This window comes from uncultured Algimonas sp. (assembly GCF_947498175.1).
Lineage (GTDB): Bacteria > Pseudomonadota > Alphaproteobacteria > Caulobacterales > Maricaulaceae > Litorimonas.
Window position 1 is genome coordinate 29,514 of record NZ_CANMJB010000009.1, and the last position, 21,845, is coordinate 51,358.

The following is a 21,845-nucleotide window of genomic DNA, read 5'->3' on the forward strand; positions in this document are numbered from 1 at the left end:
GTGTGGGACGGACGCCTAATTGCCGTTTCGCGCCTGCACGGCCGCACGGCGCGCATCGGCGATGTAGCGATCGATCTGTCGCTCCAGGATGGATAGCGGCACGCTGCCTTTTTCCAGCACTGCATCGTGGAAGGCGCGGATGTCGAAATCGTCGCCGAGTGCGGTTTCCGCCTTGTCGCGCAATTCCACGATCTTCAGTTCTCCGACCTTGTAGGCCAGGGCCTGGCCGGGCCAGCTGATATAGCGGTCCACCTCGGTGCGGATATTGCTGCGTGACAGGGCCGAGTTTTCCAGGAAGCAGGCTTCCGCCTGTTCGCGGCTCCATCCCTTCCAGTGCATGCCGGTGTCGACCACCAGGCGGCAGGCGCGCCACATTTCGTAGGTCAACTGGCCGAACTTCTCGTAGGGCGTGTCGTAGAGGCCCATCTCCTCGGCCAACCGCTCGGAATAGAGTCCCCAGCCTTCGCCGAACGCGGTGGCATAGAGGTTTCGGCGGAATTCGGGGATATCGTCCAGTTCCTGCGCCAGAGCGATCTGGTGGTGGTGGCCCGGCACACCTTCGTGGGCGGTCAATGCCGGAAGGTTGTAGAGCGGCCGCTGCGACAGGTCATATGTGTTGACCACATAATTACCCGCGCGACCGGCCTCGGGCGAGCCGCTCCAGTAGCGGCCGGTCGTGTAGTTCGGGGCGATCTCGTCCGGCACCTTGATGACGCCGTAAGGCAGGCGCGGCAGCCGGCCGAAGAATTCGGGCATCTTGCCGTCCAGCCGCTTGGCCAGCAGAGCGGCGTGCTGCAGCAGTTCGGTCTCTGTCTTGGCGTAGAATTGCGGATCCGTGCGCAGGAAATCGAGGAACTCCGCGAACGTCCCGTCGAAGCCGCTCTGGGCGATGACCGTGTCCATTTCGCCGCGGATGCGCTGCACTTCGCGCAGGCCCATCGCATGGACCTCGTCCGGGGTCAGGTCGAGCGTGGTGAAGTTGCGCGTCAGCGCCCGGTAGTAGTTGCGCCCCTCTTCCGTCGCGCCGATCCCGACTTCCGCGCGGGCCGCCGGAACGTAATCGTCTTCCAGGAACTCCAGCAGATCGGCGTAGGCGGGCAGGACGGAGGTGTTGATCACCGCCTCGCCCAGCGCGCTCAGGCGCTGTCGTTCGGCCGGGCTTTCGACGACGGCCTCCATGTCGCGGAAAGGCGCGTAGAGCGGATGCGCCTTCGCCGGGCCTTGCGACAGGTCGCGGACCATGCCGACGATGCCGGGCATGATGGCGGCGCTGGCGGTGAACCCATCCTCGATGCCGCGTCTCATATTGTCGCGGTGCTGGGCGAACCAACGCGGCATCTGGGTCAGGCGCGCCGCATAGGCTTCATAATCTTCGGGCCGTTCGAACCGGGTCTGGCGCGAAATGTAACTCATCGAATTGAAGAAGCCGGAATCGTTGGTGAAGGGCACGCGCGATTGGTCGAACGGGGCCAGGCGGCGCTGCTGGTCCAGCATGAAGCCCATCATTTCGTAATTCAGCCGTTGTTCCTCGGCGAGACCGGAGAAGGCGGGCGAGCGCCGCAGCGCGGTATGACGGCGATCCAGCGCGTCGAGCCGGGCGCGTGCAGCGGCCCGTGTTTCCGGTCCGGCGTCCGGCAGGCGGCGCAGGGCGGCACGGTCGCCCTTGTCCCCGGCCGAGACGGGATCGTTGATCAGGGAATTGGCTTCGAAATCGGCGATCAACCGGTCCAGGCTGTCGGGCAAGGCGCAACGCGCTTCGCCGTCCAGCAGGCTGACCTGATTGTCGGGACAGGTGAAATGCTCGGCCATGCGGCCCTCGGCCGAAGGCTGCGACGCCGTTTGAGCCGCTGTCTGGGCCGTTGTCTGGGCCGCTGCCTGGGCGACAACCGGCAAGGGAACCGCCAGGCTGCAGAGCGCCGTTGCGGCAAAGCCGAGATGAAGGGAAGTGGATCGGGTCATGAGGGTCCTGTCTGTCCTGTGTCGCAGTCTTGGTCGCAATCTCGCGGCCGTCCGCGACGAACGGCCGTATCAGCCGGTACGTCAACCAGCGGCCGGGCCGGCCGCAGCTTCCATGGCTTTTGCCAGTGTCACATCCTTTTGCGTCACTCCGCCCGCATCGTGTGTGGTCAACGTCACATCCACCCGGTTGTAGACGTTGAACCATTCCGGATGGTGATCCATCTTGTCGGCAATGATAGCGATGCGCGTCATGAAGCCGAACGCTTCGGCGAAATCCGCGAAACGGTAAACCTTGGTGATGAAATCGTCGCCGCCCGTCCATCCGGGAAGTTTGTCGGCGGCCGTCTTGGGGTCGAGTCGGTCCATCATGCACCTTTCGCGAAGAGTGGCGGTCTACGCCGCCTTCAATTCGCAAAACCTGCCACAATCCGCCCGGTCCGCCAAGCGGCGTAAGACACGCTGTGTCGATTGCATCTTGTCAGGCAGTGCCCCGGAGTGGATGCGCCGCCCCATGACATTGGCTTTCCGTCTCCTCGCCTTTCTCTGCGCCGCCGCGATCGTGTTCCTGTCGCTCGAACCCGCCCGAGAGGTCCAGACCGTCCTTCATGCCGACAAGGTCAAGCATTTCGCGGCCTATGCGGTGCTATGCGGGCTGACGGGCCTGGGTTGGCCGCGACTGCGTCTTCCCCTGCTGATCGGGCTGGTCGCCCTGTTCGGCGCAGGCATGGAAATCGCACAGGCCCTGGCGGGGACCGGACGGACGCCGTCCGTGCTCGACGCGCTGGCCAATCTGTGCGGTGCGGCCTGCGCTGGAGGCATGCTCCACCTGCTCCGGCGTTGAAGGAAACATTTCGGTTCCGGCACGTTCGGGCTGGACGGCACTGCGCAATACGGTAAACAAAGTTTAAACGGCTGGAGAAATGATATGTATAGGATGCGTCCGAAGTCTGCGATCCTCTTGATCGGCGCCGCCTTTCTGGCGCCGCTTCCGGTCCTGGCCGGTGTCGCCCCCCTCCCGCCCGCTTACGTCCCCGATCTGGAGCCGCCGAACCCGGTCGTCGGCGAATGCTATGCGCGCGTCGAAATCCCGGCGAGCTATGCGGAGACCTCGCACAAGGTTCTGACCCGCGAGGGCCATCAACGGCTATCCGTGCAACAGCCCAGGCTGGAAAGCCGCGCCGAACGGATCATGACCAAGGAACCGAGCGTTCATTATGTGGTGCGACAGCCCAGCTATGCCACTGTGACCGAGACGGTCATGACCCGGCCGGGCTATGAAAAACTGGCTGTGACGGAACCCGAATTCCGGACTGTGACCGAAACGCTGCAGCAGAGCCCGCCGCGGCTGGTCTGGAAGCGCGGCCATCCGGCGGAGCTGCGCGCGCAGGGTTACATCATCCACTCGACGGCGGATGCGGGTGTGGGCGGCCGGGGCTATGCTTCGACGACCGATTACGGCCGCACGGGCGGGCAGCGTTGCGGCGCGGCCTGCGAGATCTGGTGCTTGGTGGAGGAACCCGGCGACAGCGTCACGGTCAGCCGCCAGGTCATGGCTCGGCCCGGCGAAGTGCGCCGCATTCCGGTTCCCCCCGCCTTCGAGACGATCACCAAGCAGGTCGTGACCGATCCGGGCGGCGTGGAAAAGGTACCGGTTCCGGCCGAATATCGAGACATTCATGTCCAGGCGCTGACCCATCCGGGCGCGACATCCACAATCGACGTTCCGGCCGAGTACGGCCACGTGCAGGGGCGCCGGCTTGTCTCCGAGGCGCGCTACGAATGGCGCCGCGTGGTCTGCAAACCGGGCATGACGCGCTCGCACGTCACGCCGCCGGTGCAGTACCGGCAACACCACCCGCGCTATTCCAGCCATGGCGGGTCAGTCCGTCCGTCGGCCGGACTGGCCGGAGGCCAGACGCAGACCGATCATGCGCGGACCTACAGCACGCACGCCTATCACACGCAGACCCACGCCGCGCCGCCTGCCTTGAGTACGTATCAGGCCCATTTCGGCGCGGTGCCGGTTAGGAAGTCCGTCGGCGCGCCCGACCGCGCCTATTCCGGCCCGGCCTACGCCGTGCCGCATGAAGGCCGTTCGGGAGCCTTCCGGTTCCGGCGCTGACCTTGCGCATCATCGCCGCATGAAAAAACCCGCCTCGGCCGAGGCGGGTTTTCTTTTGCGACGGCAAGCGTGGATCAGGGGCCGCGCGGCAGATCGTCCTGATCGACCAACCCGTCCGAAGCCTCTTTTTCCCTGTCGAAATAGTCGCGCGTCAGCTTGAACACGATCGGCGACAGGAAGATCAGCGCGATCAGATTCGGCGCCGCCATCAGTCCCGTCAGCGTATCGGCCATCAGCCAGAACAGGTTGACGATGTTGCCGACCTGGTCTTCCAGCGCGATGGCGGCGGCGGAAGCGAAGACGACGAAGATGTAGATTAACCGGTAAGGCAGGATCGCTTTTTCGGTGAACATGAAGGCCGCACAGCGTTCGCCGTAATAGGACCAGCCGAGGATGGTCGTGAACGCAAAGACAGACAGCGCGATCGGGATGATATGCCGCCCGATATCGCCATATTGCGCAGCGAAAGCGGAGCTGGTCAGCGGTGCGCCCGTGTCGCAACCCGCAGGCTGGACGCCCGTCATCAGCTGCGTCAGGTTTTCCGGCCCCGCCAAGCAATCCGGCGCGATCACACCCGACGTCAGGATCACCAGCGCGGTGATCGTGCAGACGAACAACGTGTCGATGACCGTGCCGAGCATGGCGATGGTGCCCTGATTGACCGGATCGTTGTTCTGTGCGGCGGCGTGGGCGATCGGGGCGGACCCCTGACCGGCTTCGTTGGAGAAGATGCCGCGCGCGACACCCATGCGCATGGCCAACCACATCAGGCCGATGGAAATCCCCGTGCCCGCTTCCTGCAGACCGAAGGCGCTTTCGAAGATCATCCCGAAAGCTCCCGGAATCGCGTCGAAATTCATGAACACGACCAAGAGCCCCAGCACGATGTAGGACCCCGCCATGAAAGGCACGATCTTGGAGGCGACGGAACCGATGCGCTTGATGCCGCCGAGGATGACGGCGCCGGCGCCCAGAGCCAGCACGCTGGCCGTGATCCAGGGCGACAGGCTGTATTCCGCATTCAGGACATCGGCCACGGAGTTGGCCTGGATAGAATTGCCCGTGCCCCACGATGCGAACATGCCGAAGAAGGCGAAGGCGAGCGCCAGCGGCATCCACTTCGTGCCGAGCCCGTTCTTGATGTAGTACATCGGCCCGCCGACGCGGTTGCCATTGGAGTCGATTTCCCGGTAGCGTACGGCCAGCACCCCTTCGGCGAACTTCGTCGCCGTGCCGACGACGGCCGTCAACCACATCCAGAACACCGCCCCCGGGCCGCCAATGGCGATGGCCGCGGCCACGCCGGCGATATTGCCCGTACCGATGGTGGACGACAGGGCGGTCATCAAGGCGGCGAAAGGCGAAACGTCGCCCGTATCCGTATTGGCGCCGCGTTTGCGGAACAATTGGCGGAAGGCATAAGGGATCTTGACGATCGACATGCCTTTCAGGCCGATCGTCAGGAACAGACCCGTCCCGACCAGCAGCAGGAGCATGATCGGACCCCAGACGAATCCGTTCACGCTTTGGATGATGCTTTCCATGAAGTCCCCTTGACGTCCGGACCGCGCGGCGCGCGGCCTTGTCCCGGTTGTGTCTTTTACCGGTTTCCGGCCCGTTTGCCGCAAGGCTTGCCGCAGGTGCAAGGACTAATCTTGCGACCCTATGGGCGCTTTGTCTGAGAATGGCCCGAATGGGCTCGCGAGGACTGGTTGAAAGCCTCATTCTGTTCTATGGGCGCGGCCATGTTCGACCATCTCGACTCCCTGCCCCCAGACGCCATCATCGCCATGATGCAGCAGGCCCAAGCCGACGGCCGGGCGCACAAGGTCGATCTGGGCGTGGGGGTCTACAAGGATGCGACCGGCGCCGTGCCGATCATGCGTGCCGTCAAGGCCGCCGAACAGCGGATCCTGGCCGAGGAAAAGACCAAATCCTATGTCGGCACGACGGGTCGGGCGGGATTTCGCGACCATGTGCTCGACCTCGTCCTGGGGGCAGATCATCCGGCGTGTGCGAGCGGGCGCCTCGCCTCGTCCCAGGCGGCAGGCGGATCGGGCGCGCTGCGCATCGGCGCGCAGCTGGCTTTTTCCGCCACGCCGAACGCGACCGTCTGGGTGTCCACCCCGACCTGGGCCAACCATGTGCCGCTGATCGGCTCCACCGGATTGAGGCTGAAAAGCTATCCCTATTATAATCGCCAGACATTGGGCGTGGATTATGAGGACATGCTGGCTCATCTGGACGCTCATGCAGAAGCGGGCGATCTGGTGCTGCTGCATGGCTGTTGCCACAATCCGACCGGCGCGGACCTGTCGCCGCAGCAGTGGGACCGGCTGGTCCCGTTCCTGAACGACCGCGGCCTCGTCCACTTCATCGACCTGGCCTATCTCGGCCTCGGCCGCGGCCTGGACGAAGACCGCTACGGCCTGCGGCTGGCGGCGCGCGACTGCCCGGAACTGATCTTCACCGTCTCGGCATCGAAGAATTTCGGTCTCTACAAGGAACGGGTCGGCCTGCTGGGCGTGCTTTGCAAGACGCCGGAACAGGCTGGTGTGGTGCAATCGCAACTGGGCGCGATCCAGCGCACGCTGATCTCCATGCCACCGGACCACGGCGCGCAGATCGTGGAGCGCATTCTGGGCGACGGCGAGTTGAAGCGCGACTGGCTCGACGAGTTGGCGGAGATGCGCGAGCGCATGCGCGGCCTGCGCCGGATGCTGTCCGACGCGCTGGATGTCCAAGGCGGCGAACACATCGCCCGCGCCGTGACCGATCAGAACGGAATGTTCTCCATGCTGCCCGTCACGCCGCAGCAGGCGGAACGGCTACGCGACGACCATGCCATCTACATGACCGATTCGGGGCGCATCAACATCGCCGGCGCGAATGCCGGCAATATCCCCCGAGTCGCTGAAGCGCTGCTGGACGTTCTCAGCTAGCGCCTATGGCAGCACGCAGGCGTCCAGACCTTCGTTGCGAACAATTCGGGCGCGTTGCTGCAATGTGTTGGCACGGCCGCTGACATAGGGCCCGGGCGGATCGACCCGCCACTTGTTCGGGCTTGGCAGGACGGCGGCGAGCAAAGCCGCTTCGCGGCCGCTCAGATCGGCGGCGGATTTGCCGAACCGGGCCTGCGCGGCTGCCTCCGCCCCGAAGATCCCGTCGCCCCACTCCGCGACGTTCAGATAGATTTCCATGATGCGGCGTTTGGTCCAGACCGTATCGATATAAAGCGCGAACCAAGCCTCCACGGCCTTGCGCCCATAGCCGCCGCCGTTCCACAGAAACACGTTCTTGGCCGTCTGCTGCGTCAGGGTCGAACCGCCGCGACGGCGGTCGCGCGTCCTGTTATCGTCGATCGCCCGTTCCAGCGCATCGAAGTCGATCCCGCCATGTTGGCAGAAGCGCGCATCCTCGGCGGCGATCACGGCGCGGACGAGATGGGGTGACAGACGGTTCAACGGCACCCAATGACGGCGCAGCGGCGTGCCCATCGGCCGCAGCACCATGTTCCACGTGCCGTGGACCGGCAGGACCGCATGGGCTGCGCCCATCACGTGGATGGACAGGACCAGCACGCACAGCCCCAACACGATAAAACGCAAAACGCGGGCGAGGGTTTTCAAGGTCTTGCCGGCGCCAGGTGATGTTCGAGATAGGCGGTGATGGCGATTCCCGTCGGCCGCAGCATGCTCGTGCGCTCTGCGGGAGCGAGACGATGGAGCCGCATGTCCACCTCTTCCTGCATGGCGATCAAGGCCGCGGTGTCATCGTTCTTCCGATCCTTGGACCGCAGATAGGCGATGAGAATACCATAAGCCGGGTGGCGACCATGCCTGGCAAAGAGATTGTGAAACGCCCGGTCGAGGAAAGCCTGCCTGTCCGGCACCGTATCGGGGTCGCGCAATGTCTCGGCCCTTCCGCTGTTCGTGTGCTGGAACAGGGACAGGAGAAGATCGCAGGCGTCTTCGAAGTAGCGGTAGACCGACCCGATGGACACACGTGCCGCACTGGCGATCATGCGCGTGACCAGCTTGGCGGGCGGGTGATCATCAAACAGATGTTGGGCAGTATTGAAAATCGCGGCGCGGTTCACGGCAGAGCGCGCCCGCATTTGCGGCGATTTGCGCGGCGGGCGCGTGCCGGATGCAGGACGGACCGGCATGTCGCTTGGCAAGGGATCGGACATGCCCGGCTGCTAACGGTCCTGACACGGCGAAACAAGTTCGGCCTAAGGTCGAACACCCTCTGTTACTATGGCGGAAGAACGATCGCGTATGGTCATCGACTTGGTAGTGCCCTGACGCGTGCCGCGCCGCTTACCAGGCGCTTTCAGCGCCATGGGGCCGGAATTGCACATGTACGAGCCACGATCCCACCCCACTTCATTACGGGAATGGACGGAGATTGCGGAAGGATGGACCTGTCCGACACCCTCATCCCCGACTTGATCCGGGATCCATCACGGGACGCTCCCAATTTGTGTCGGATACGGAAGATGGACCCCGGGCCAGGCCCGAAGTCCGAGAAAGGTACAGTATTGTCGGGCTTGTCAGCGCTGCGACGCAAACCCTAATATCGCAGCCGCGCCAGCGCTTCCGTATCCGTCAGCGCCAATGCCGTCGGCGGAACCTTGACCTCTCCGCCTGCCTGCACGGTGCGCATGACGAGCGTGTTGACGCGCAAGGGCAGCGTGTCGGCGCCCAGCACCTGGAAGGTGATGCGCTCGTCCTCGTTGCTGTCCTGGAACCCGTCCACGTCCGCAGCGAGGTAGAGCGTGCGGATTCGCCCTTCGTTCGCCGCCTCATCCACGGCGCTTAGCCCGGCTGCCGTTAACGGGGCGCCTTCGCCCATATCGTGCAGTTCGTGGCCTTCCGTCGTGATGGCCGTCAGCATGGGCGCGGCCGCTTCGGCCAGACGGTCGGCATTCAATGAATCTCCGGCCAAGTCGATATGGTCATCATGCAGTTCATGCAGTTCGAACAGATCCTTGGTCCAACCGGCCGTCTTCGGATCGCCGGCGACGATCAGCGGATTGCCGGTGCCGGCGATGATGGGCTCGACCGCCTTGGCGACACCGTTCAGATAGTCCTTCATCTGCACCTCATCGTAATCGTCCACGGCGGCGCCAGCCGCATGGAACTGCGCCCCGGACCCGCCCGCGCCGCCATTGGCATTGGGGCGCAGCGCGCTATTGGTATGCAGATTGACATTGCCTTCGGGTTCGCGCGTCTCGCGCATTTCGTCGTAGGAACGGTAGTCCAGACGATGGCTTTCATCATGCATCATGACCCCGTCCCAACGGAACAGATCGGCCTGTTGCTGACCCACGGCCAGCACCCATCCACGCGTGCGCTGGATGCCGTCCGTGATGACGGGCAGGAGGTAAGGCGTGTCGCCCCAGACGATGGCCGATTGCGGCGTGTCCTGCAGTTCGAACACATCCATGCCGTCTTCTCTGGCGACGAGCAGCCAGCCGCCGCACTGGTTGGCCAGCGGGTCGAACGTGTCCAGCACATCGCCGAACCGGCCCGACCAGGCGCGCGGCGCGTCCGCATGTTCGCCGAATGTCTCTTCCAGCAGTTCTTCGATATCCTGAACGGCATTCTTCTTCAGAATGTCCCACTTCTGAACATTGCCCGCCAGACGCGGCCGCTGGATCGCCAATGACAGATATGGCCCGCCTTCGGCCTTGAGGCCGTTCTCGATCAGGGTTTCGAGATGAGGATTGTTGGCGATATGGGCGGACATTGGCTCTCCTTGGAAATGTTCGAAGTTCGGCGCGCGAAAGCGCGGTGGAATCGGAACCCGCGGCACGGCCTGCGGGTTCCCCTTTCAAGCCGATGGAGACAGTGATGACCCGCAAGGACATGCGCATGCGAGAGCCCGTCAATCGTGGCCCCGAAACGGGCCAGAGCCAACGCGAGACCCCAGACAACGAAACTCTGCCGCCGCGCGCTGATTACCGCGCCATGGCGTTCGACGCGGACGGCTATGCGCTGACGCACAACCGCAACCTGTTCGCCGCCTCCATGTGGCTGTCGGACCTGATCGACGCGGACGCGCAATGGCCCATCGTGGCCAACGAGCTGCGCGACTATCTGGCCGCGGCCGGGCACACGCCCGACCATATCGACGAGCAGGTCTTCCGGCTGGAACCGCTGATCGCGCCGTGGCTGACCTGCGTTCGCCGCGTGGATCGGCCGACTTAGGCCTCGTCCTGGCAGGCGCGGATCAGCCAGCCCTCATAATGCACGAGCCGCCCCAGCCCGGGCGCGACGATATCCACATGGAAGCGGAAGCGACCGGCCGCGTCGGCCGTTTCGTATGTCTCCCCGCTCGGCACGAAACGGCGCGGGAGGGGCACGCCGAAGACGGACCAGCCCCGTGGTCGATAGCCCAGCCGGTCGCCATTGATCTGCAAACCGACCTGCACCGCGATCGGCCCGAACCGTTCCACCATCATGCCCTTCGCACGGCCGCGCCCACGCTCTTGCAGGCTCAGCATCTCGCGCCCTGAATAGCGGCGCGACCAGCGCTCTCGTCCGAGATCATCGGTCGTGATCGAAACGCGCAGATCGTGGTCGCCCGCCTTGGGTAGACCGAGAAGATCGGCCGCAAGCCGTCCGAACAGGTTGCGCCCGCGCTGCACCTTTGCCCGGCCGATGAAGCCTCCGCCTGCATGGAGGTCACAGACGGGCTCCGGCAGATCCGCCATCGCTTTGCCCAATATCCGCGCGTAGAGCGATCCGCGCGCGTCGCGAAGGTCTTTGCCGCGCATGCCGTAATCCAGACCGATCCGGTCGAACCAGGGCGTCAACCGGTCCAGAGGGAAATCATGGCCCGGTCGCAATAGACCGGGAGCAAAAGTCTCGCCGTCATGGATCACCGCGATCAGAGCTGCCGCCGGGATGACGGGCACGTCCGGACCGGTGTCGCCTTCGCCGATGAGGTGGAAGCTCCGGTCTTTCGCTTCGACGAATAGACCGCCGCGCGCCTCGCCTTCATGTATGCGGCTCTGCACCGCATGGATGGGCTTTCCGAACAGGGTGAGGGGCGGAAACAGTTTCCATTTCACCAGACGGGCCAGGCCGACCAAGATACGGTGCAGCCACTCGGGCTGCGGCGCGACCCAGCCCGTGGCGTCCGGATGGATCAGCACTGCATCCGGCGTCGCGACGTTCGAGAACAGCAGGGTGCGCAAGGGCCGCGCGCCGGGCGGCGCCACGGTGCGGTGCAAGGTGCGCGTCAATCCTTGCCCGTTCGGAATGGGTCGACCCGCATAGCTCAGCACGCTGTCGATCACCGCCCGGCCCATGGGCTGATGCGGGTTCGGCACGATACCGGCTCTGGACGCGCCGCCGCCGAGCGCGTGAACGACGGCGCCCGTTACGGCGGAAAAAGTGGACCAGCCCGTCGCCACCGTCATCGGGGCACCGACTGCCCGGTCCATCATGTGAGCGCAAAAGGCCGGATCGTCGGACAGGTCGATGTAGGTCGCGCCCACCTGGACGCAATAATCGAAGACGAGGTCGCGCGTCGCGCCGTAAGCCTGGAACGGACCGACTGCATCCACGACGATATCGACAGGGCTGCTCACCTGCGCCGCCAACGGCTTGGACCGGTCCACCCGTTGCGACGCCATGACCGCCGAGCCGTTTAACGTGCCGATGATCGCGGCAGCCTTGTCCGGATTGCGGCCCCCGACCAGAACGCGCAGACCGTCCATGTCCGAGAGCAGCCGCACCAGTCGCCGTCCGAAAGTGCCGTAGCCGCCGATGACCAGAACCCGCGTCACAGGAACCGTACGCGCTCGTCCGGTGTGGGCAGGCGGCACGCATCGCGGCGGCCGAACCAGCGGATACGGTTGCGCGCGATGCGTTCATAGCCCCAATCGCGCCACGGTTCCGGCAGATGCCGCAAGAGGCTCACGGCCTTCCATGGCCAGGGAAGGCGTGCGAACATGGCGAGCGTGGCGTCGGACCGGATGCGCGCCCGGCCGTTTTCGATCAGGATATTAGTGTCGTAATCGCTGCCGGGTTCGGACGACTTGAACCCGTAATGGGCATAGAGCGCCTCGCCGAGCGGACTTTGCGCCGGCAGGAAACGGAATGTTCCGCGGTCGTGTTTCAGCAGGAAATCGACCCAGTCCGAGCAGAGCGCGCAATGACCGTCGAAAACGAGGATCGGCGCGCTGTCGTCGACGTCCGGCACCTCCGGATCGGATCGGTAGCTATAAGGCTCCACACGCCGGACATAGGCGATGGGCCGGGAACCGCAACACCGCTCCGCGCGTCAAGCTTGCAAAGGAGACATGCTATGACCACACGACAGGACATGAAAGCCGATGCGCGAAAGAGCGCCAACAAGGCCCCCAAGGCCGATCCGAAGACGGCGGCCAAAGCGGTCAAGGATGCGAAAGCCGCCGCTGGGCGTCAGCCCGAACAGCCGATCTACAAGACACAGACCGAAGACATTGCGGGCGACAACGTCCACCACGACAAGGACAAGGTCATCAGCGAATTCGACGACCCGGCGAACAACAAGGTCCGCTAGCCGCGCAACACCGCTCCCAGCTTCTCCGCCGCCTTGACGATCTTGGCGCTGACCGCTTCGATCTGAGCGTCGGTCAAGGTCTCGTTCCTCGGAGCCAGCGCCACATCGATGGCGAGGCTCTTATGCCCGTCCTCGATGCCTTCGCCGGCATAGATGTCGAAGAGCGATACATCGCCGATGAGCGCCTTGTCCGCGCTTTGGGCGGCCTTGATAAGATCCCCAGCCGCGACTGCTTCGGGAACGATGAAGGCGAAGTCGCGGTGGACGGGCATCAGGTCCGACAACGCCAGCGCGCCTTTCGACTTGCCCGGCGTCTTCCTGCCTTTCGCTTTGTTTCTGGGGGCGGGCAGATTCTCAGGCCAGACTTCAAAGGCCACGACCCGCCCTTCCACGCCGAGCGCCTTGAGCGCGCGCGGGTGCAGTTCTCCGAAATCGGCTAGAACGTTCTTCGGGCCCATCTGCAACCGGCCGGACCGGCCCGGATGCCAGTAATCGCCCGTCGGCTCGGACAGTTGCAGAGTGTCGGTGTTCGCCCCCATCGCCTGCAAGGCAGCGAGTGCGTCGGCCTTGGCCGTCAAGGCGTCGATCCGCTCCGGGCCGGCCCAATCGCGCAAGCTCTCCACGCGGCGCAGGCCTGCCAAGGTCAGCGCCTGGTCGTCCGGTTCCGTACCGCGGTAGACCGGACCCAGTTCGAACAGGGCCGCGCCCGGATAACCGCGGTCGGCCGCCGTCTGGCCCGATAGCAGCAGATGGATCAGCGCGCTCGGCCGCATGACGTTTAGGTCTGTACTGATCGGATTGTCGAGGCGGAGCGCATCCGGCTCGCCGCCGAAAACCGCCGCATGATGATCTAGCACGAAGGACCAGCTGACCGTCTCGCTCAGCCCCTGCAGGGCCAGCGCGCGGCGGGCACGGCGGGACCGTATCTGCGTCGGCGTCGCCGTCGGTTCGCGGCGACCCGGCAAAGCGGGCAGCGGCGTGGACGGCAATCGGTCGAACCCCGCAATGCGCGCGATTTCCTCGACCAGGTCGGCTTGCATCGTGACATCGCGCCGCCAGCTCGGCACGGACATGGACCACGGGACGTCCGACCCTATCCTCTCGAAACCGAGCTTCTGCAAGATGTGCAGCATGTCGTCCTCGCCCGGTGTGAAGCCCAGCAGCTGCTTGACGCGGCCCGGATTAAGCGAAACCGGTTCGGGTGCAGCCGGGATTTCACCTGCGACTTCGACCGTGCTGGGGTCACCGCCGCACAGATCCAGAACCAACCGCGTCGCCATTTCCATGCCGTCGCGCATGAAGCCCGTATCGATGCCGCGCTCGAACCGGTACTTGGCGTCCGAATTGACGGCCAGACGCTTGGCGGAGCGACGGATGGTCAACGGATCGAACGCGGCGCATTCGATCAGGATGTCGGTCGTCTCTTCGTCAACGCCGGAGCTTTCCCCGCCGACGATTCCGCCGAGACCGAGAATGCCGGTTTCGTCACAGATCGCGACGTCGTCTCCAGTGGCCGTGTAGATCCGATCGTCCAGCGCCTCGAACGTCTCGCCCTCACCTCTGCGCACGATAATGGAACCCTTGACCTTGGCCAGATCATAGACGTGCAGCGGCCGCGCGCGGTCGATCGTCATGAAGTTGGTCATGTCCACCAGCGCCGATATCGGCCGCAGGCCGACCGCCTTCAGCTTGTCCTGCAACCATTGCGGGGAGGGCCCATTCTTCACGCCGCGCACCACGCGACCGACAAAGGCAGGGCACGCGTCCGACGCTTCGATCAGGACCGTCTGGGGATTGTCGAAGGCCGCTGCAACCGGATCGATCGCTTCAGGCTTGAGCGTCCCGATGCCGGTCGCCGCCAAGTCTCGCGCGATCCCGCGCACGCCGAGCCAGTCGGGGCGGTTGGGCGTGACCTCGAAATCGATCACCGGATCGTTCAGACCCAACACATCGGCGATGGCTGCGCCGACTTCGCTCTTCGGCAATTCGATGATCCCGTCACTGTCTTCGCCCAGATCCAGTTCGTCGGCCGAACACATCATGCCGAAGCTCTCCACCCCTCGGATCTTGCGCGGCTTCTTGTCGAGCGAAAAATCGGCGCCGGGAATATAGGTGCCAAGTCCGGCATAGGCGACATGGATTCCCGCCCGCGCATTCGGCGCTCCGCAGACGATGGTCCGTTCGCCGTCGACGGTCGCGACCTGGCAGACCTTCAGCTTGTCGGCATCAGGATGCTGCTCGGCGCTCAGCACATGGCCCACGGTGAAGTCCGACAGGGCGGCGGCCGGATCTATCACCTCTTCAACTTCGAGACCCGCCATGGTCATGGCGTCCACGATCTCGGAGAGAGTGGCGTCGGTCTCTAAGTGCTCTTTCAGCCAGGAAAGGGTGAATTTCATCGAATCATCTCAGTCTGAAAAGCGGATTAGGACAAGCCGCTTTCGAGCGATGCCTGCACCAATGGTGAGAACCCGTAATGGCCCAGCCAGCGCGGATCGCCGGCGAACATGTCGCGCAGATCGGGCATGCCGTATTTCAGCATGGCGAGGCGGTCGACGCCCATGCCGAAGGCGAAGCCCTGATAGACGTCCGGGTCGAGATTGCAGGCGCGCAGCACATTGGGATGGACCATGCCGCAGCCCAGGATCTCCATCCAACTCTCGCCCGTGCCGATCTTTATCGCCGCGCCGTCGCGCTCATAGCGCACGTCCATTTCCGCGCTCGGTTCGGTGAACGGAAAGTGGTGCGGGCGGAAGCGCACGTCCACATCGGTTTCGAAGAAGGCGCTGACGAAATCCATCAGGCAACCTTTGAGGTGGCCCATATGGATGTCCTCGCCGATGACCAGCCCTTCGACCTGGTGGAACATGGGCGTGTGGGTCTGGTCCGAATCCGATCGGTAGGTTCGGCCCGGCGCGATGATGCGGAGGGGCGGCTTTTCGCTCATCATGATGCGGATCTGCACGGGGCTGGTGTGGGTGCGCAGCACCTTCTCGCCGTCTTCCAGGAAAAAGGTATCGTGCATGTCGCGCGCCGGATGGCCGGGCGGAAAGTTCAATGCGGTGAAATTGTGGAAGTCGTCCTCGATGTCCGGACCTTCGGCGACGGAAAAGCCCATATCGGAAAAAATGACGGCCATTTCCTCCATCACTTGCGGGACGGGATGGAGCGTGCCGGTCTTGCGCCCGACCGGCAGGGACATGTCCATCGTCTCGGACGCCAGCGCCGCATCGAGAGCGGCGTCTTCAAGCGCGGTCTTGCGCGCTTCGACCAAGGCGGCCACGTCCGATTTCAGCCCGTTGAGCGCCGGACCCATGACTTTCTTCTCATCGACGCTCATCTTGCCGAGGCTGCGCATCATCAGCGAAATCTCGCCTTTCTTCCCCAGCGCGGCGACACGAAGGTCGTCCAGCGCCCGAAGGTCGGATATGGCCGCGATTTCGCCGTCTAGGCGGTCCCGGATGGCGTCGATGTCGGCCGCTTGCGGCAAGGTCTGTGGGTCGCTCATGGAACGGGTCCGCGAAAAGAGGACGAGAAACGCCGCTCCCTAAGGCCGGGCGGCGGCTTTCGCAACATGCCGGACTAAGAGTTTGGGATGAAGGCCGGTCGGTTAGCCGTGGGCGCGGCGCGCGACCGGAGGCTCGAACGTCGTGCGGCCGGGCGGCGGCTTGCCGATCACCGGGGCGGGTTCCTGCTGCACAACGCGGCGGCGGTAGAGGCCAGGCGCACTCTCGACCTTCTCCAGACCGGGATGGATCTCGCCCAGATCCTCGTCCGATCCTGTCACCAGGTAGCCATGCGGGCGGAGCAGTTTCGCCAGCGTGCGGATCACGCGGATCCGGGCCGCGTGACCATATTGTCCGATCGCGCCGCGAAACAGCACCACATGGAACGCTTCCGCCTCCTGTGTGCCCGATAGGAGGTGCATGTCCTGAAACTTCACGGTCTCGCGCAGATGGGCGGCCGCGAGCCAGTCGGTCGAATCCGCGACTGGATCCGGCGTGAAATGGGCGATCATGTCCCGGGCCGAGAGACCGCGCTGTATTTCAAAATGAGTGTAGCGGCCCGTTCGCGCCCGCTCCAGTGCCTGGCTCGGATAATCGACTCCCTTGAGGTGCAGATCGACCGGCGCGAGCATGGCACGCGCTGCCGCATGGCGGGCGCGTATCGCGATGGAATAGAGGTCCTGTCCGGACCCGCAGCCGTAGGAAAGCAGGTCGATCCGCCCGCCGCCGCGCTTTTCGACCAGATCCGGCAGGGCCGTGTCGAACAAGGCGTCTAGCGAAGCCGGATCGCGGTTGAAGTGGGTGTCGCGCTCCACCAGGGCCGACACGACATGCACTGCCAGACGGGCCTGCCCGACGGCGAACAGATCCTCGATCATCGCGTCCAGCGTCTCGTAACCTTCCTTGCGGGCCAATTGCGACAGGCGCGTTTCGACCAGGAAAGCGTGGTCGGACCCCATCTGCACCCCGGCCAGTTGCAGGGTCAGGCGCCGCAGGGCTTCGTAATAGGTCGGTCTGAGGCTCAGGCCGCCGCGCATGTCCGGTCCCTGGACAACAGCCCGGCAAGCGCGAATTTGGCCGTGATGATATCGGAATCGAACGGCTTCATGATGTATTCGTCCGCGCCCGCTTTCAGCGCCGCCACGATACGGTCCACGCTGCGCTCGGCCGTGCAGAACAGGACGGTCGGCATGGACACGCCCTGCCGCGATGCCAGATCGCGCAGGCTTTCGATGAAGCCTTGCGCCTCCATATCGGCGCTTTTCCAGTCCAGCAGTACGACGTGAGGCACCTGCGCCGCGCAGCTGTCCAGGGCTTCCCGCCCCGTCTGGGCTTCCGTGATTTCGAAGTCGAGCTCGCGCACGATGCGCGCGGCGACGCGGCGAACCATCGCGGACCGATCGACGATAAGGCAGCAGTGGGCCATGGGCTCAGTCCCCCATCCTGTCGGCGGCGTCGCCCATGAGCAGGGCCAGCTGTGCGCGCAACAGCATTTCCGTATCGTCGGTGATCGATGGCGTCCGAGCGGTTTGCATCGCGGCGGCATCCGCTGTCGTCCCGTTCGTTTCACTGGATTCATTCTGGGCCGCGGCGATCCGCTCCGGCAATTCGATGAAAACCGTTTCGAAACCGGACCCGCTGACTGTCAGCCGGCGGTCGGTGGCGCTGATGTCCAGCCGGCCGACGCCCTGCAGCGGCAAGTCGGACCGCACGATGCCCGACAACCGGTCGAGAAGACGCAGGCGTACCCGATCCGCCGCACCCGCTTCGATCAGCACATCGTCGAGCGTGTGCGATACCGAGAAAGTCTTGCCGTATTGCCGGCCGAGTTCGAGCAAGGTCTGCACCAGATCCGGCATGATCCATTCAATCCGGCCGGCTTCTGCGGACGGTGCGTTGGGTGACGCCGCCGCGTCATTGACGGTCAGCGCCGATTCCAAGGCCGTCAGGTCCGGATCCAGCGAGCTCAGGTGCAGCGGGCTCAGATCCATCAGACGACCCAGATCAGCGCGCTCTTCGCGAGAGGCGTGGGGCAGGAGGCCGGTCAGTGTCAGTTTGGCTATCTCATGTGACGGATCCTGTTCAGGACCGGGATCCGCATTGGCCTGCGGCTCTTGCGGGGCGGCTCTTTCCAGTTCCACCAGCCCGTCCTCATACTGGTTCAGCAGCTTGTTGAGCACGAACAACCGGCCGTCCACACGGGTCCAGTCGACTGGCATGTGGACATTGCATCGCTGGATCAGGGAGAGCGCGTCCTGCGCGCTGCGATAGACGGCGCGGGCGCGGGCGCGTTTGGCTTCGCTCTGGATGATGCCGAGGCGCTCGCACAACCAGACGGGATCGCGTCCCGGCGAAAGCCGCTCGCCCGTGGGCGGACTGCGGTCGGCATCGACCATGGTGGCCATTTCGGCCCGGGCCCGGGCGCTGAACAAGCGCGAACGGACAAGATCGTCACCGCCTGTTGCGGCAATGTCGGACGTGGACAGGCCGGAGTCGCGTTTTCCGGATTCAGTTTTGGAAGAACCGGGATGTGAATGTCTCAATCGCATGGGCGTCGCGCAAATCCGTCGGCGAGGAGCACAGGCTCCGGTGTGGCGACCGTCATGACGGTAAAGAGTTAACCCCGGGCTAAATCCCGCGGCGAATCTGCTGTCCCGCTTGCGGGCGGGTAGAGATGAGCGGCGGGTCTCAGGCCGGAATATCGGCCCTGAAAGTGACCGTTTCCTCCTCGATTTCCGCCGTGATCCCGCCACCGCATTCGCGCGCCATCATGGTCGTGTAGAAAGGCTGGATTGATCGGCCGTCGAAACCATGTTCGGGCGCGCGGCCTTTCAAGGCGCGTTCGACCGTTTCGTCCAGCTTGGCCCGCGGGCCGGTGGATACAACGATCAGCGCCGCGTCCGACGTGGCGATGCGGACCTCGCCGCCGCGCGGCACGGCCTGCACGCCCAGCATGACCAGATTGAGCAGGATGCGCGCGCGCGCCTTTTCGATGCCATCGGAATGGATGTCGAAGACGATTTCCGCCTTGGCGTCTTCGAACATGTCGGTCGTCAAGGTGCGGATTTCCTGGGTCGCGATGACGCCCGGCGCCGACCCGCCCGCGCCGAAAGCGAGGCGCAAGAACTTCAGCTTGGCAGCCGCACGCCGAGAACTGCTCTTGACCAGGTCGAGCGCGTCGTCATGCATGTCCGCATTAGCGTCGTCGTCGAGGATCTCGATCGCCGTTCCGAGCGCGCCGACCGGACTGACCAGATCGTGGCAGATGCGCGCGCAGAGCAGGGCGGCAAGTCCGGACGGCGTCAGCTTCGGTGTCGTGGTCATAACCCGACACATAGCCTCCAAGCCGGTCATGGCAATAGGCGCGCACTGGGCGCGGGCCGCCTGCGGACAAGCGAGGCGGACAAGCGAGACCGGTTCGGCCATGAAAAAACCGCCCTTCGAAGGGCGGTTCCACTCAGACTGGGATCAACGGGACGAGTTTTACGCCTGCGTCCACATCACTTCTGTGTCCACTGGCCGTCTTCGCCCATGACGTATTGACCGGATCCGGCCTTGTCGATCAGGTTCTCACCCGCCAATTGCGCCACGACACGAATGCTGAGACCGCGCGAATCCGCCAGCTTCTCGTAGGCGACCTTGCGGCTGATATTAATGTCGTCCATCGCGGCCTTCACGTCGGGCGACAAGGTCCCGACCGCAGCCAGATAGCCGTCGATGCGTTCGCCGATCTCGCCGCGCGCCTTGGCGGCCTCGACGATGCGCTTGGACGATGCGCTCGCCTCTTGAGCCGCGGCGATCGTCATGCCGCTATGGTTCAAGACGGCCGCGCCGCCCGCCAGAAATGCAGCCGCTGCGAGTGCGGCGCCGATATATGTCTTCATGCCTGCCTCCTTCAATGTGCAGACGGACCTAGAACAGGTCCGGGTTGTTCGCGATCAGCGATTCGATGTCTTGTTCGAGACGGACCCGGACTTCCTGATCGATCTTGATCGCCAGATTGATCTGGATCGGTTCCTTGGGTGCGATGACCTCGACCTGGTGGCGGCACGCGCCGAACAACAGCGTCGCCGCCAGGAAAAGTCCGATATGGGCCGTCTTCATTGCGCACTCCTACGTGTCATGTCCTGAACGTGGCATGAAGGAGAATCGAAAAGCAAGCCGCTTGAAGACCGTTCAGTCCGGAATTTCGACGCTTATACGCCCCGGCAGATCGGTCTCTCCGGCCATGAAGCGCTCTATGATCCGGCCGATCTCCGGGTCGGTCATGAAGAGATTGTGACCTGCGTTTTCGATCAGGACATGATGGGCGTTCGTCAGGCCCGCCATCGCCTCCCGCGCGGCTTCCGGATAGGTCCGGCCATCCAGCGTGCCGCTGAGCAAAAGGACAGGTATGTCGGATTCCACAGCTTCGCGAAAATCGGACCCTAGAACGAGGTCGGGCTGGATATCCTCGTAGTGGTAGGATGCATTGAGGTTGGAACCGACGAGCGACCGGCTCGCCTGGGCGTCAATCAGCCGGCGCCGCGCCGCATCCGTGCCAGACGCGATGTCCGTCAGACGGCTCATCGGGCTGAAGCTGTGATCGGACGTCAGCTCCCAGCGTGCCAACAGAGTCTCCAGGGAACCGACGTCTCCCTGGTCCAGGTCCTGATAGACACCGACCATGAAAATGGCCCATTGCGGGTCCGATATGGCTTGACCCAGCATGCTCTGCATGTCGCGCCGGTGATAGACGACTCGCTTGCCCTCGACGTCGAGTGTCTTGGGAGCCGCATCGAAATCGGCATGGACCCGCGCGATAAGGGCCTTGATGTCGGGGGTTTCCGGATCGAGCGCGTTCATCGCCGTTTGCAGGCGGTCGAAATAGGCGTCCGTGCGGGCGGGCAGCTTCACGGTCTGTTCCAGCCCTTCGATGCTGGCGAAGACGGCCCGGTCGATCCGGCCGTCCAGTTCGCGCATGGCGGCCAAGCCTAGGTGACTGCCATAGCTGATCCCCCAGAGACTCAACTTTTCCGCATCCAGGTGACGACGGAGGTCATCGAGATCACGGGCGTTCTCGACTGTGTCATAGCCGCTGATATCGATGCCGGCCGCTTCCCATTCGTCCATGCACGCGGCCAAGGCGGACAATTCTCCGGCCAGAGCCTCTTCATCGCTGATGACGGCGCTCAGACCTAGACCCGGCCGTGTGCAGGTCTGCATGTCGTTCGAACGGCCGGTTCCGCGCTGATCATAGGCGATCACGTCGCCATATTGGCGCAAGGCCATGAACAGCGCAAACCGCTGGCGCCTGGCCGTTCCGATCCCCGATCCGCCCGGCCCACCGGCCAGATAGACGATGGGCGCCCCCGGCGCGTCGGTCGTGGCCGGAAAGCGGACATAATGGATCGTCAATTTGCGGCTGTCGGGATCGGCGCGGTTTTCCGGCACGGTGAACGTGCCCTCGAACGCATCGACTTTCTCGCCACTATCGGCTTCGAAGACGATCGGTGTCTCGGATGACGGCGCGACACGCGATGCCATGGGTGAGGGTTCTGCGGGATTGGCCGCAATGTTTGCGGCCAGCCCGACAAGAAGGGACGCAGACGTCAGGACGGCGGTCGTGATCAATAGATGCTTCATGGGATTTCCCTTTATCCTTTTCGTGTCTTCGGATCCGCAACGCCTAAGACTGCAACGCCCCATGGCCACTGCAT

22 protein-coding genes are annotated in these 21,845 nt (G+C 64.2%); 5 read left to right on the top strand and 17 right to left on the bottom strand.

What is annotated here, in order from left to right; genetic code table 11:
* Positions 1-15: 15 nt before the first annotated feature.
* Entirely contained in the window at positions 16-1,959 is a 1,944-nt protein-coding gene (locus tag Q0718_RS11665; protein ID WP_298918024.1) for a DUF885 family protein, read from the bottom strand.
* 81 nt (positions 1,960-2,040) lie between these two features.
* Positions 2,041-2,325 carry a 4a-hydroxytetrahydrobiopterin dehydratase gene (locus Q0718_RS11670; RefSeq protein WP_298918027.1) on the bottom strand — a complete coding sequence of 95 codons (285 nt, stop codon included), beginning with the start codon at positions 2,323-2,325 and terminating at the stop codon, positions 2,041-2,043.
* A 145-nt stretch (positions 2,326-2,470) separates the two neighbouring features.
* On the opposite strand from Q0718_RS11670, the gene Q0718_RS11675 reads away from it, so the two are divergent.
* A complete protein-coding gene (locus Q0718_RS11675) occupies positions 2,471-2,800 on the top strand; it encodes a hypothetical protein (protein WP_298918030.1) in 330 nt (109 codons plus the stop codon).
* A gap of 93 nt (positions 2,801-2,893) precedes the next feature.
* Positions 2,894-4,081, top strand: a complete 1,188-nt coding sequence (locus Q0718_RS11680) for a hypothetical protein (RefSeq protein WP_298918033.1) — start codon at positions 2,894-2,896, stop codon at positions 4,079-4,081.
* 74 nt (positions 4,082-4,155) lie between these two features.
* Here Q0718_RS11680 and Q0718_RS11685 read toward each other — a convergent pair whose 3' ends face one another.
* Positions 4,156-5,625 carry a sodium:alanine symporter family protein gene (locus tag Q0718_RS11685; RefSeq protein ID WP_298918036.1) on the bottom strand — a complete coding sequence of 490 codons (1,470 nt, stop codon included), beginning with the start codon at positions 5,623-5,625 and terminating at the stop codon, positions 4,156-4,158.
* Between the two features lie 201 nt (positions 5,626-5,826).
* On the opposite strand from Q0718_RS11685, the gene Q0718_RS11690 reads away from it, so the two are divergent.
* On the top strand, positions 5,827-7,023 hold the full coding sequence (locus Q0718_RS11690) for an amino acid aminotransferase (protein ID WP_298918039.1): 1,197 nt from the start codon (positions 5,827-5,829) through the stop codon (positions 7,021-7,023).
* A 3-nt stretch (positions 7,024-7,026) separates the two neighbouring features.
* Here Q0718_RS11690 and mtgA read toward each other — a convergent pair whose 3' ends face one another.
* The 3 genes from mtgA to Q0718_RS11705 form a co-directional block, all read right to left on the bottom strand.
* Entirely contained in the window at positions 7,027-7,710 is a 684-nt protein-coding gene (gene mtgA / locus Q0718_RS11695; protein ID WP_298918041.1) for a monofunctional biosynthetic peptidoglycan transglycosylase, read from the bottom strand.
* A complete protein-coding gene (locus tag Q0718_RS11700) occupies positions 7,707-8,180 on the bottom strand; it encodes a TetR/AcrR family transcriptional regulator (RefSeq protein WP_298918044.1) in 474 nt (157 codons plus the stop codon). The genes mtgA and Q0718_RS11700 overlap by 4 nt, the downstream gene beginning before the upstream one ends.
* Positions 8,181-8,656: 476 nt before the next feature.
* On the bottom strand, positions 8,657-9,835 hold the full coding sequence (locus Q0718_RS11705) for a hypothetical protein (protein ID WP_298918047.1): 1,179 nt from the start codon (positions 9,833-9,835) through the stop codon (positions 8,657-8,659).
* Positions 9,836-9,939: 104 nt separating this feature from the next.
* Here Q0718_RS11705 and Q0718_RS11710 point away from each other — a divergent pair, with 104 nt between their 5' ends.
* A complete protein-coding gene (locus Q0718_RS11710; RefSeq protein WP_298918051.1) occupies positions 9,940-10,296 on the top strand; it encodes a hypothetical protein in 357 nt (118 codons plus the stop codon).
* On the opposite strand, the gene Q0718_RS11715 is transcribed toward Q0718_RS11710, so the two are convergent.
* Both Q0718_RS11715 and Q0718_RS11720 read right to left on the bottom strand, forming a co-directional pair.
* Positions 10,293-11,882, bottom strand: coding sequence for an SDR family oxidoreductase (locus Q0718_RS11715; protein ID WP_298918053.1), 1,590 nt, complete (start codon positions 11,880-11,882; stop codon positions 10,293-10,295). The two genes, Q0718_RS11710 and Q0718_RS11715, sit on opposite strands and share 4 nt — an antisense overlap.
* Positions 11,879-12,298, bottom strand: coding sequence for a thiol-disulfide oxidoreductase DCC family protein (locus Q0718_RS11720; RefSeq protein WP_298918055.1), 420 nt, complete (start codon positions 12,296-12,298; stop codon positions 11,879-11,881). The genes Q0718_RS11715 and Q0718_RS11720 overlap by 4 nt, the downstream gene beginning before the upstream one ends.
* Positions 12,299-12,403: 105 nt before the next feature.
* Between Q0718_RS11720 and Q0718_RS11725 the strand changes: the two genes are divergently transcribed.
* A complete protein-coding gene (locus Q0718_RS11725) occupies positions 12,404-12,640 on the top strand; it encodes a hypothetical protein (protein WP_298918057.1) in 237 nt (78 codons plus the stop codon).
* Here Q0718_RS11725 and pheT read toward each other — a convergent pair.
* The 9 genes from pheT to Q0718_RS11770 form a co-directional block, all read right to left on the bottom strand.
* Complete coding sequence (gene pheT / locus Q0718_RS11730) at positions 12,637-15,039, bottom strand: phenylalanine--tRNA ligase subunit beta (RefSeq protein WP_298918060.1); 2,403 nt, start codon at positions 15,037-15,039, stop codon at positions 12,637-12,639. The genes Q0718_RS11725 and pheT overlap by 4 nt on opposite strands.
* A gap of 26 nt (positions 15,040-15,065) precedes the next feature.
* A complete protein-coding gene (pheS, locus tag Q0718_RS11735) occupies positions 15,066-16,148 on the bottom strand; it encodes a phenylalanine--tRNA ligase subunit alpha (RefSeq protein WP_298918064.1) in 1,083 nt (360 codons plus the stop codon).
* A 102-nt stretch (positions 16,149-16,250) separates the two neighbouring features.
* Positions 16,251-17,183, bottom strand: coding sequence for a CheR family methyltransferase (locus Q0718_RS11740; protein ID WP_298918067.1), 933 nt, complete (start codon positions 17,181-17,183; stop codon positions 16,251-16,253).
* A complete protein-coding gene (locus tag Q0718_RS11745) occupies positions 17,168-17,572 on the bottom strand; it encodes a response regulator (protein ID WP_298918070.1) in 405 nt (134 codons plus the stop codon). Before Q0718_RS11745 ends, Q0718_RS11740 begins: the two co-directional genes overlap by 16 nt.
* A 4-nt stretch (positions 17,573-17,576) precedes the next feature.
* Positions 17,577-18,551, bottom strand: a complete 975-nt coding sequence (locus Q0718_RS11750; RefSeq protein WP_298918073.1) for a hypothetical protein — start codon at positions 18,549-18,551, stop codon at positions 17,577-17,579.
* 283 nt (positions 18,552-18,834) lie between these two features.
* The gene (chpT, locus tag Q0718_RS11755; protein ID WP_298918076.1) at positions 18,835-19,470 is read right to left on the bottom strand and encodes a histidine phosphotransferase ChpT; all 636 of its coding nucleotides are present in this window, start codon (positions 19,468-19,470) and stop codon (positions 18,835-18,837) included.
* A gap of 176 nt (positions 19,471-19,646) precedes the next feature.
* A complete protein-coding gene (locus tag Q0718_RS11760; RefSeq protein WP_298918079.1) occupies positions 19,647-20,030 on the bottom strand; it encodes a YdbL family protein in 384 nt (127 codons plus the stop codon).
* A 28-nt stretch (positions 20,031-20,058) separates the two neighbouring features.
* Entirely contained in the window at positions 20,059-20,250 is a 192-nt protein-coding gene (locus Q0718_RS11765; protein WP_298918082.1) for a YnbE family lipoprotein, read from the bottom strand.
* Positions 20,251-20,322: 72 nt separating this feature from the next.
* On the bottom strand, positions 20,323-21,771 hold the full coding sequence (locus Q0718_RS11770; protein ID WP_298918085.1) for an alpha/beta hydrolase: 1,449 nt from the start codon (positions 21,769-21,771) through the stop codon (positions 20,323-20,325).
* Between the last annotated feature and the right edge of the window lie 74 nt (positions 21,772-21,845).

Excerpts from the sequence above, each read along its gene's own strand:
- Q0718_RS11705 (WP_298918047.1), bottom strand. The coding sequence starts at position 9,835 with ATGTCCGCCCATATCGCCAACAATCCTCATCTCGAAACCCTGATCGAG.
- Q0718_RS11750 (WP_298918073.1), bottom strand. The coding sequence starts at position 18,551 with ATGGCCACCATGGTCGATGCCGACCGCAGTCCGCCCACGGGCGAGCGG.
- Q0718_RS11725 (WP_298918057.1), top strand. The coding sequence starts at position 12,404 with ATGACCACACGACAGGACATGAAAGCCGATGCGCGAAAGAGCGCCAAC.
- Q0718_RS11760 (WP_298918079.1), bottom strand. The coding sequence starts at position 20,030 with ATGAAGACATATATCGGCGCCGCACTCGCAGCGGCTGCATTTCTGGCG.
- Q0718_RS11680 (WP_298918033.1), top strand. The coding sequence starts at position 2,894 with ATGCGTCCGAAGTCTGCGATCCTCTTGATCGGCGCCGCCTTTCTGGCG.
- Q0718_RS11670 (WP_298918027.1), bottom strand. The coding sequence starts at position 2,325 with ATGGACCGACTCGACCCCAAGACGGCCGCCGACAAACTTCCCGGATGG.
- Q0718_RS11740 (WP_298918067.1), bottom strand. The coding sequence starts at position 17,183 with ATGCGCGGCGGCCTGAGCCTCAGACCGACCTATTACGAAGCCCTGCGG.
- Q0718_RS11685 (WP_298918036.1), bottom strand. The coding sequence starts at position 5,625 with ATGGAAAGCATCATCCAAAGCGTGAACGGATTCGTCTGGGGTCCGATC.
- Q0718_RS11765 (WP_298918082.1), bottom strand. The coding sequence starts at position 20,250 with ATGAAGACGGCCCATATCGGACTTTTCCTGGCGGCGACGCTGTTGTTC.
- Q0718_RS11710 (WP_298918051.1), top strand. The coding sequence starts at position 9,940 with ATGACCCGCAAGGACATGCGCATGCGAGAGCCCGTCAATCGTGGCCCC.
- pheT (WP_298918060.1), bottom strand. The coding sequence starts at position 15,039 with ATGAAATTCACCCTTTCCTGGCTGAAAGAGCACTTAGAGACCGACGCC.
- Q0718_RS11690 (WP_298918039.1), top strand. The coding sequence starts at position 5,827 with ATGTTCGACCATCTCGACTCCCTGCCCCCAGACGCCATCATCGCCATG.
- pheS (WP_298918064.1), bottom strand. The coding sequence starts at position 16,148 with ATGAGCGACCCACAGACCTTGCCGCAAGCGGCCGACATCGACGCCATC.
- Q0718_RS11745 (WP_298918070.1), bottom strand. The coding sequence starts at position 17,572 with ATGGCCCACTGCTGCCTTATCGTCGATCGGTCCGCGATGGTTCGCCGC.
- chpT (WP_298918076.1), bottom strand. The coding sequence starts at position 19,470 with ATGACCACGACACCGAAGCTGACGCCGTCCGGACTTGCCGCCCTGCTC.
- Q0718_RS11770 (WP_298918085.1), bottom strand. The coding sequence starts at position 21,771 with ATGAAGCATCTATTGATCACGACCGCCGTCCTGACGTCTGCGTCCCTT.
- Q0718_RS11665 (WP_298918024.1), bottom strand. The coding sequence starts at position 1,959 with ATGACCCGATCCACTTCCCTTCATCTCGGCTTTGCCGCAACGGCGCTC.
- Q0718_RS11675 (WP_298918030.1), top strand. The coding sequence starts at position 2,471 with ATGACATTGGCTTTCCGTCTCCTCGCCTTTCTCTGCGCCGCCGCGATC.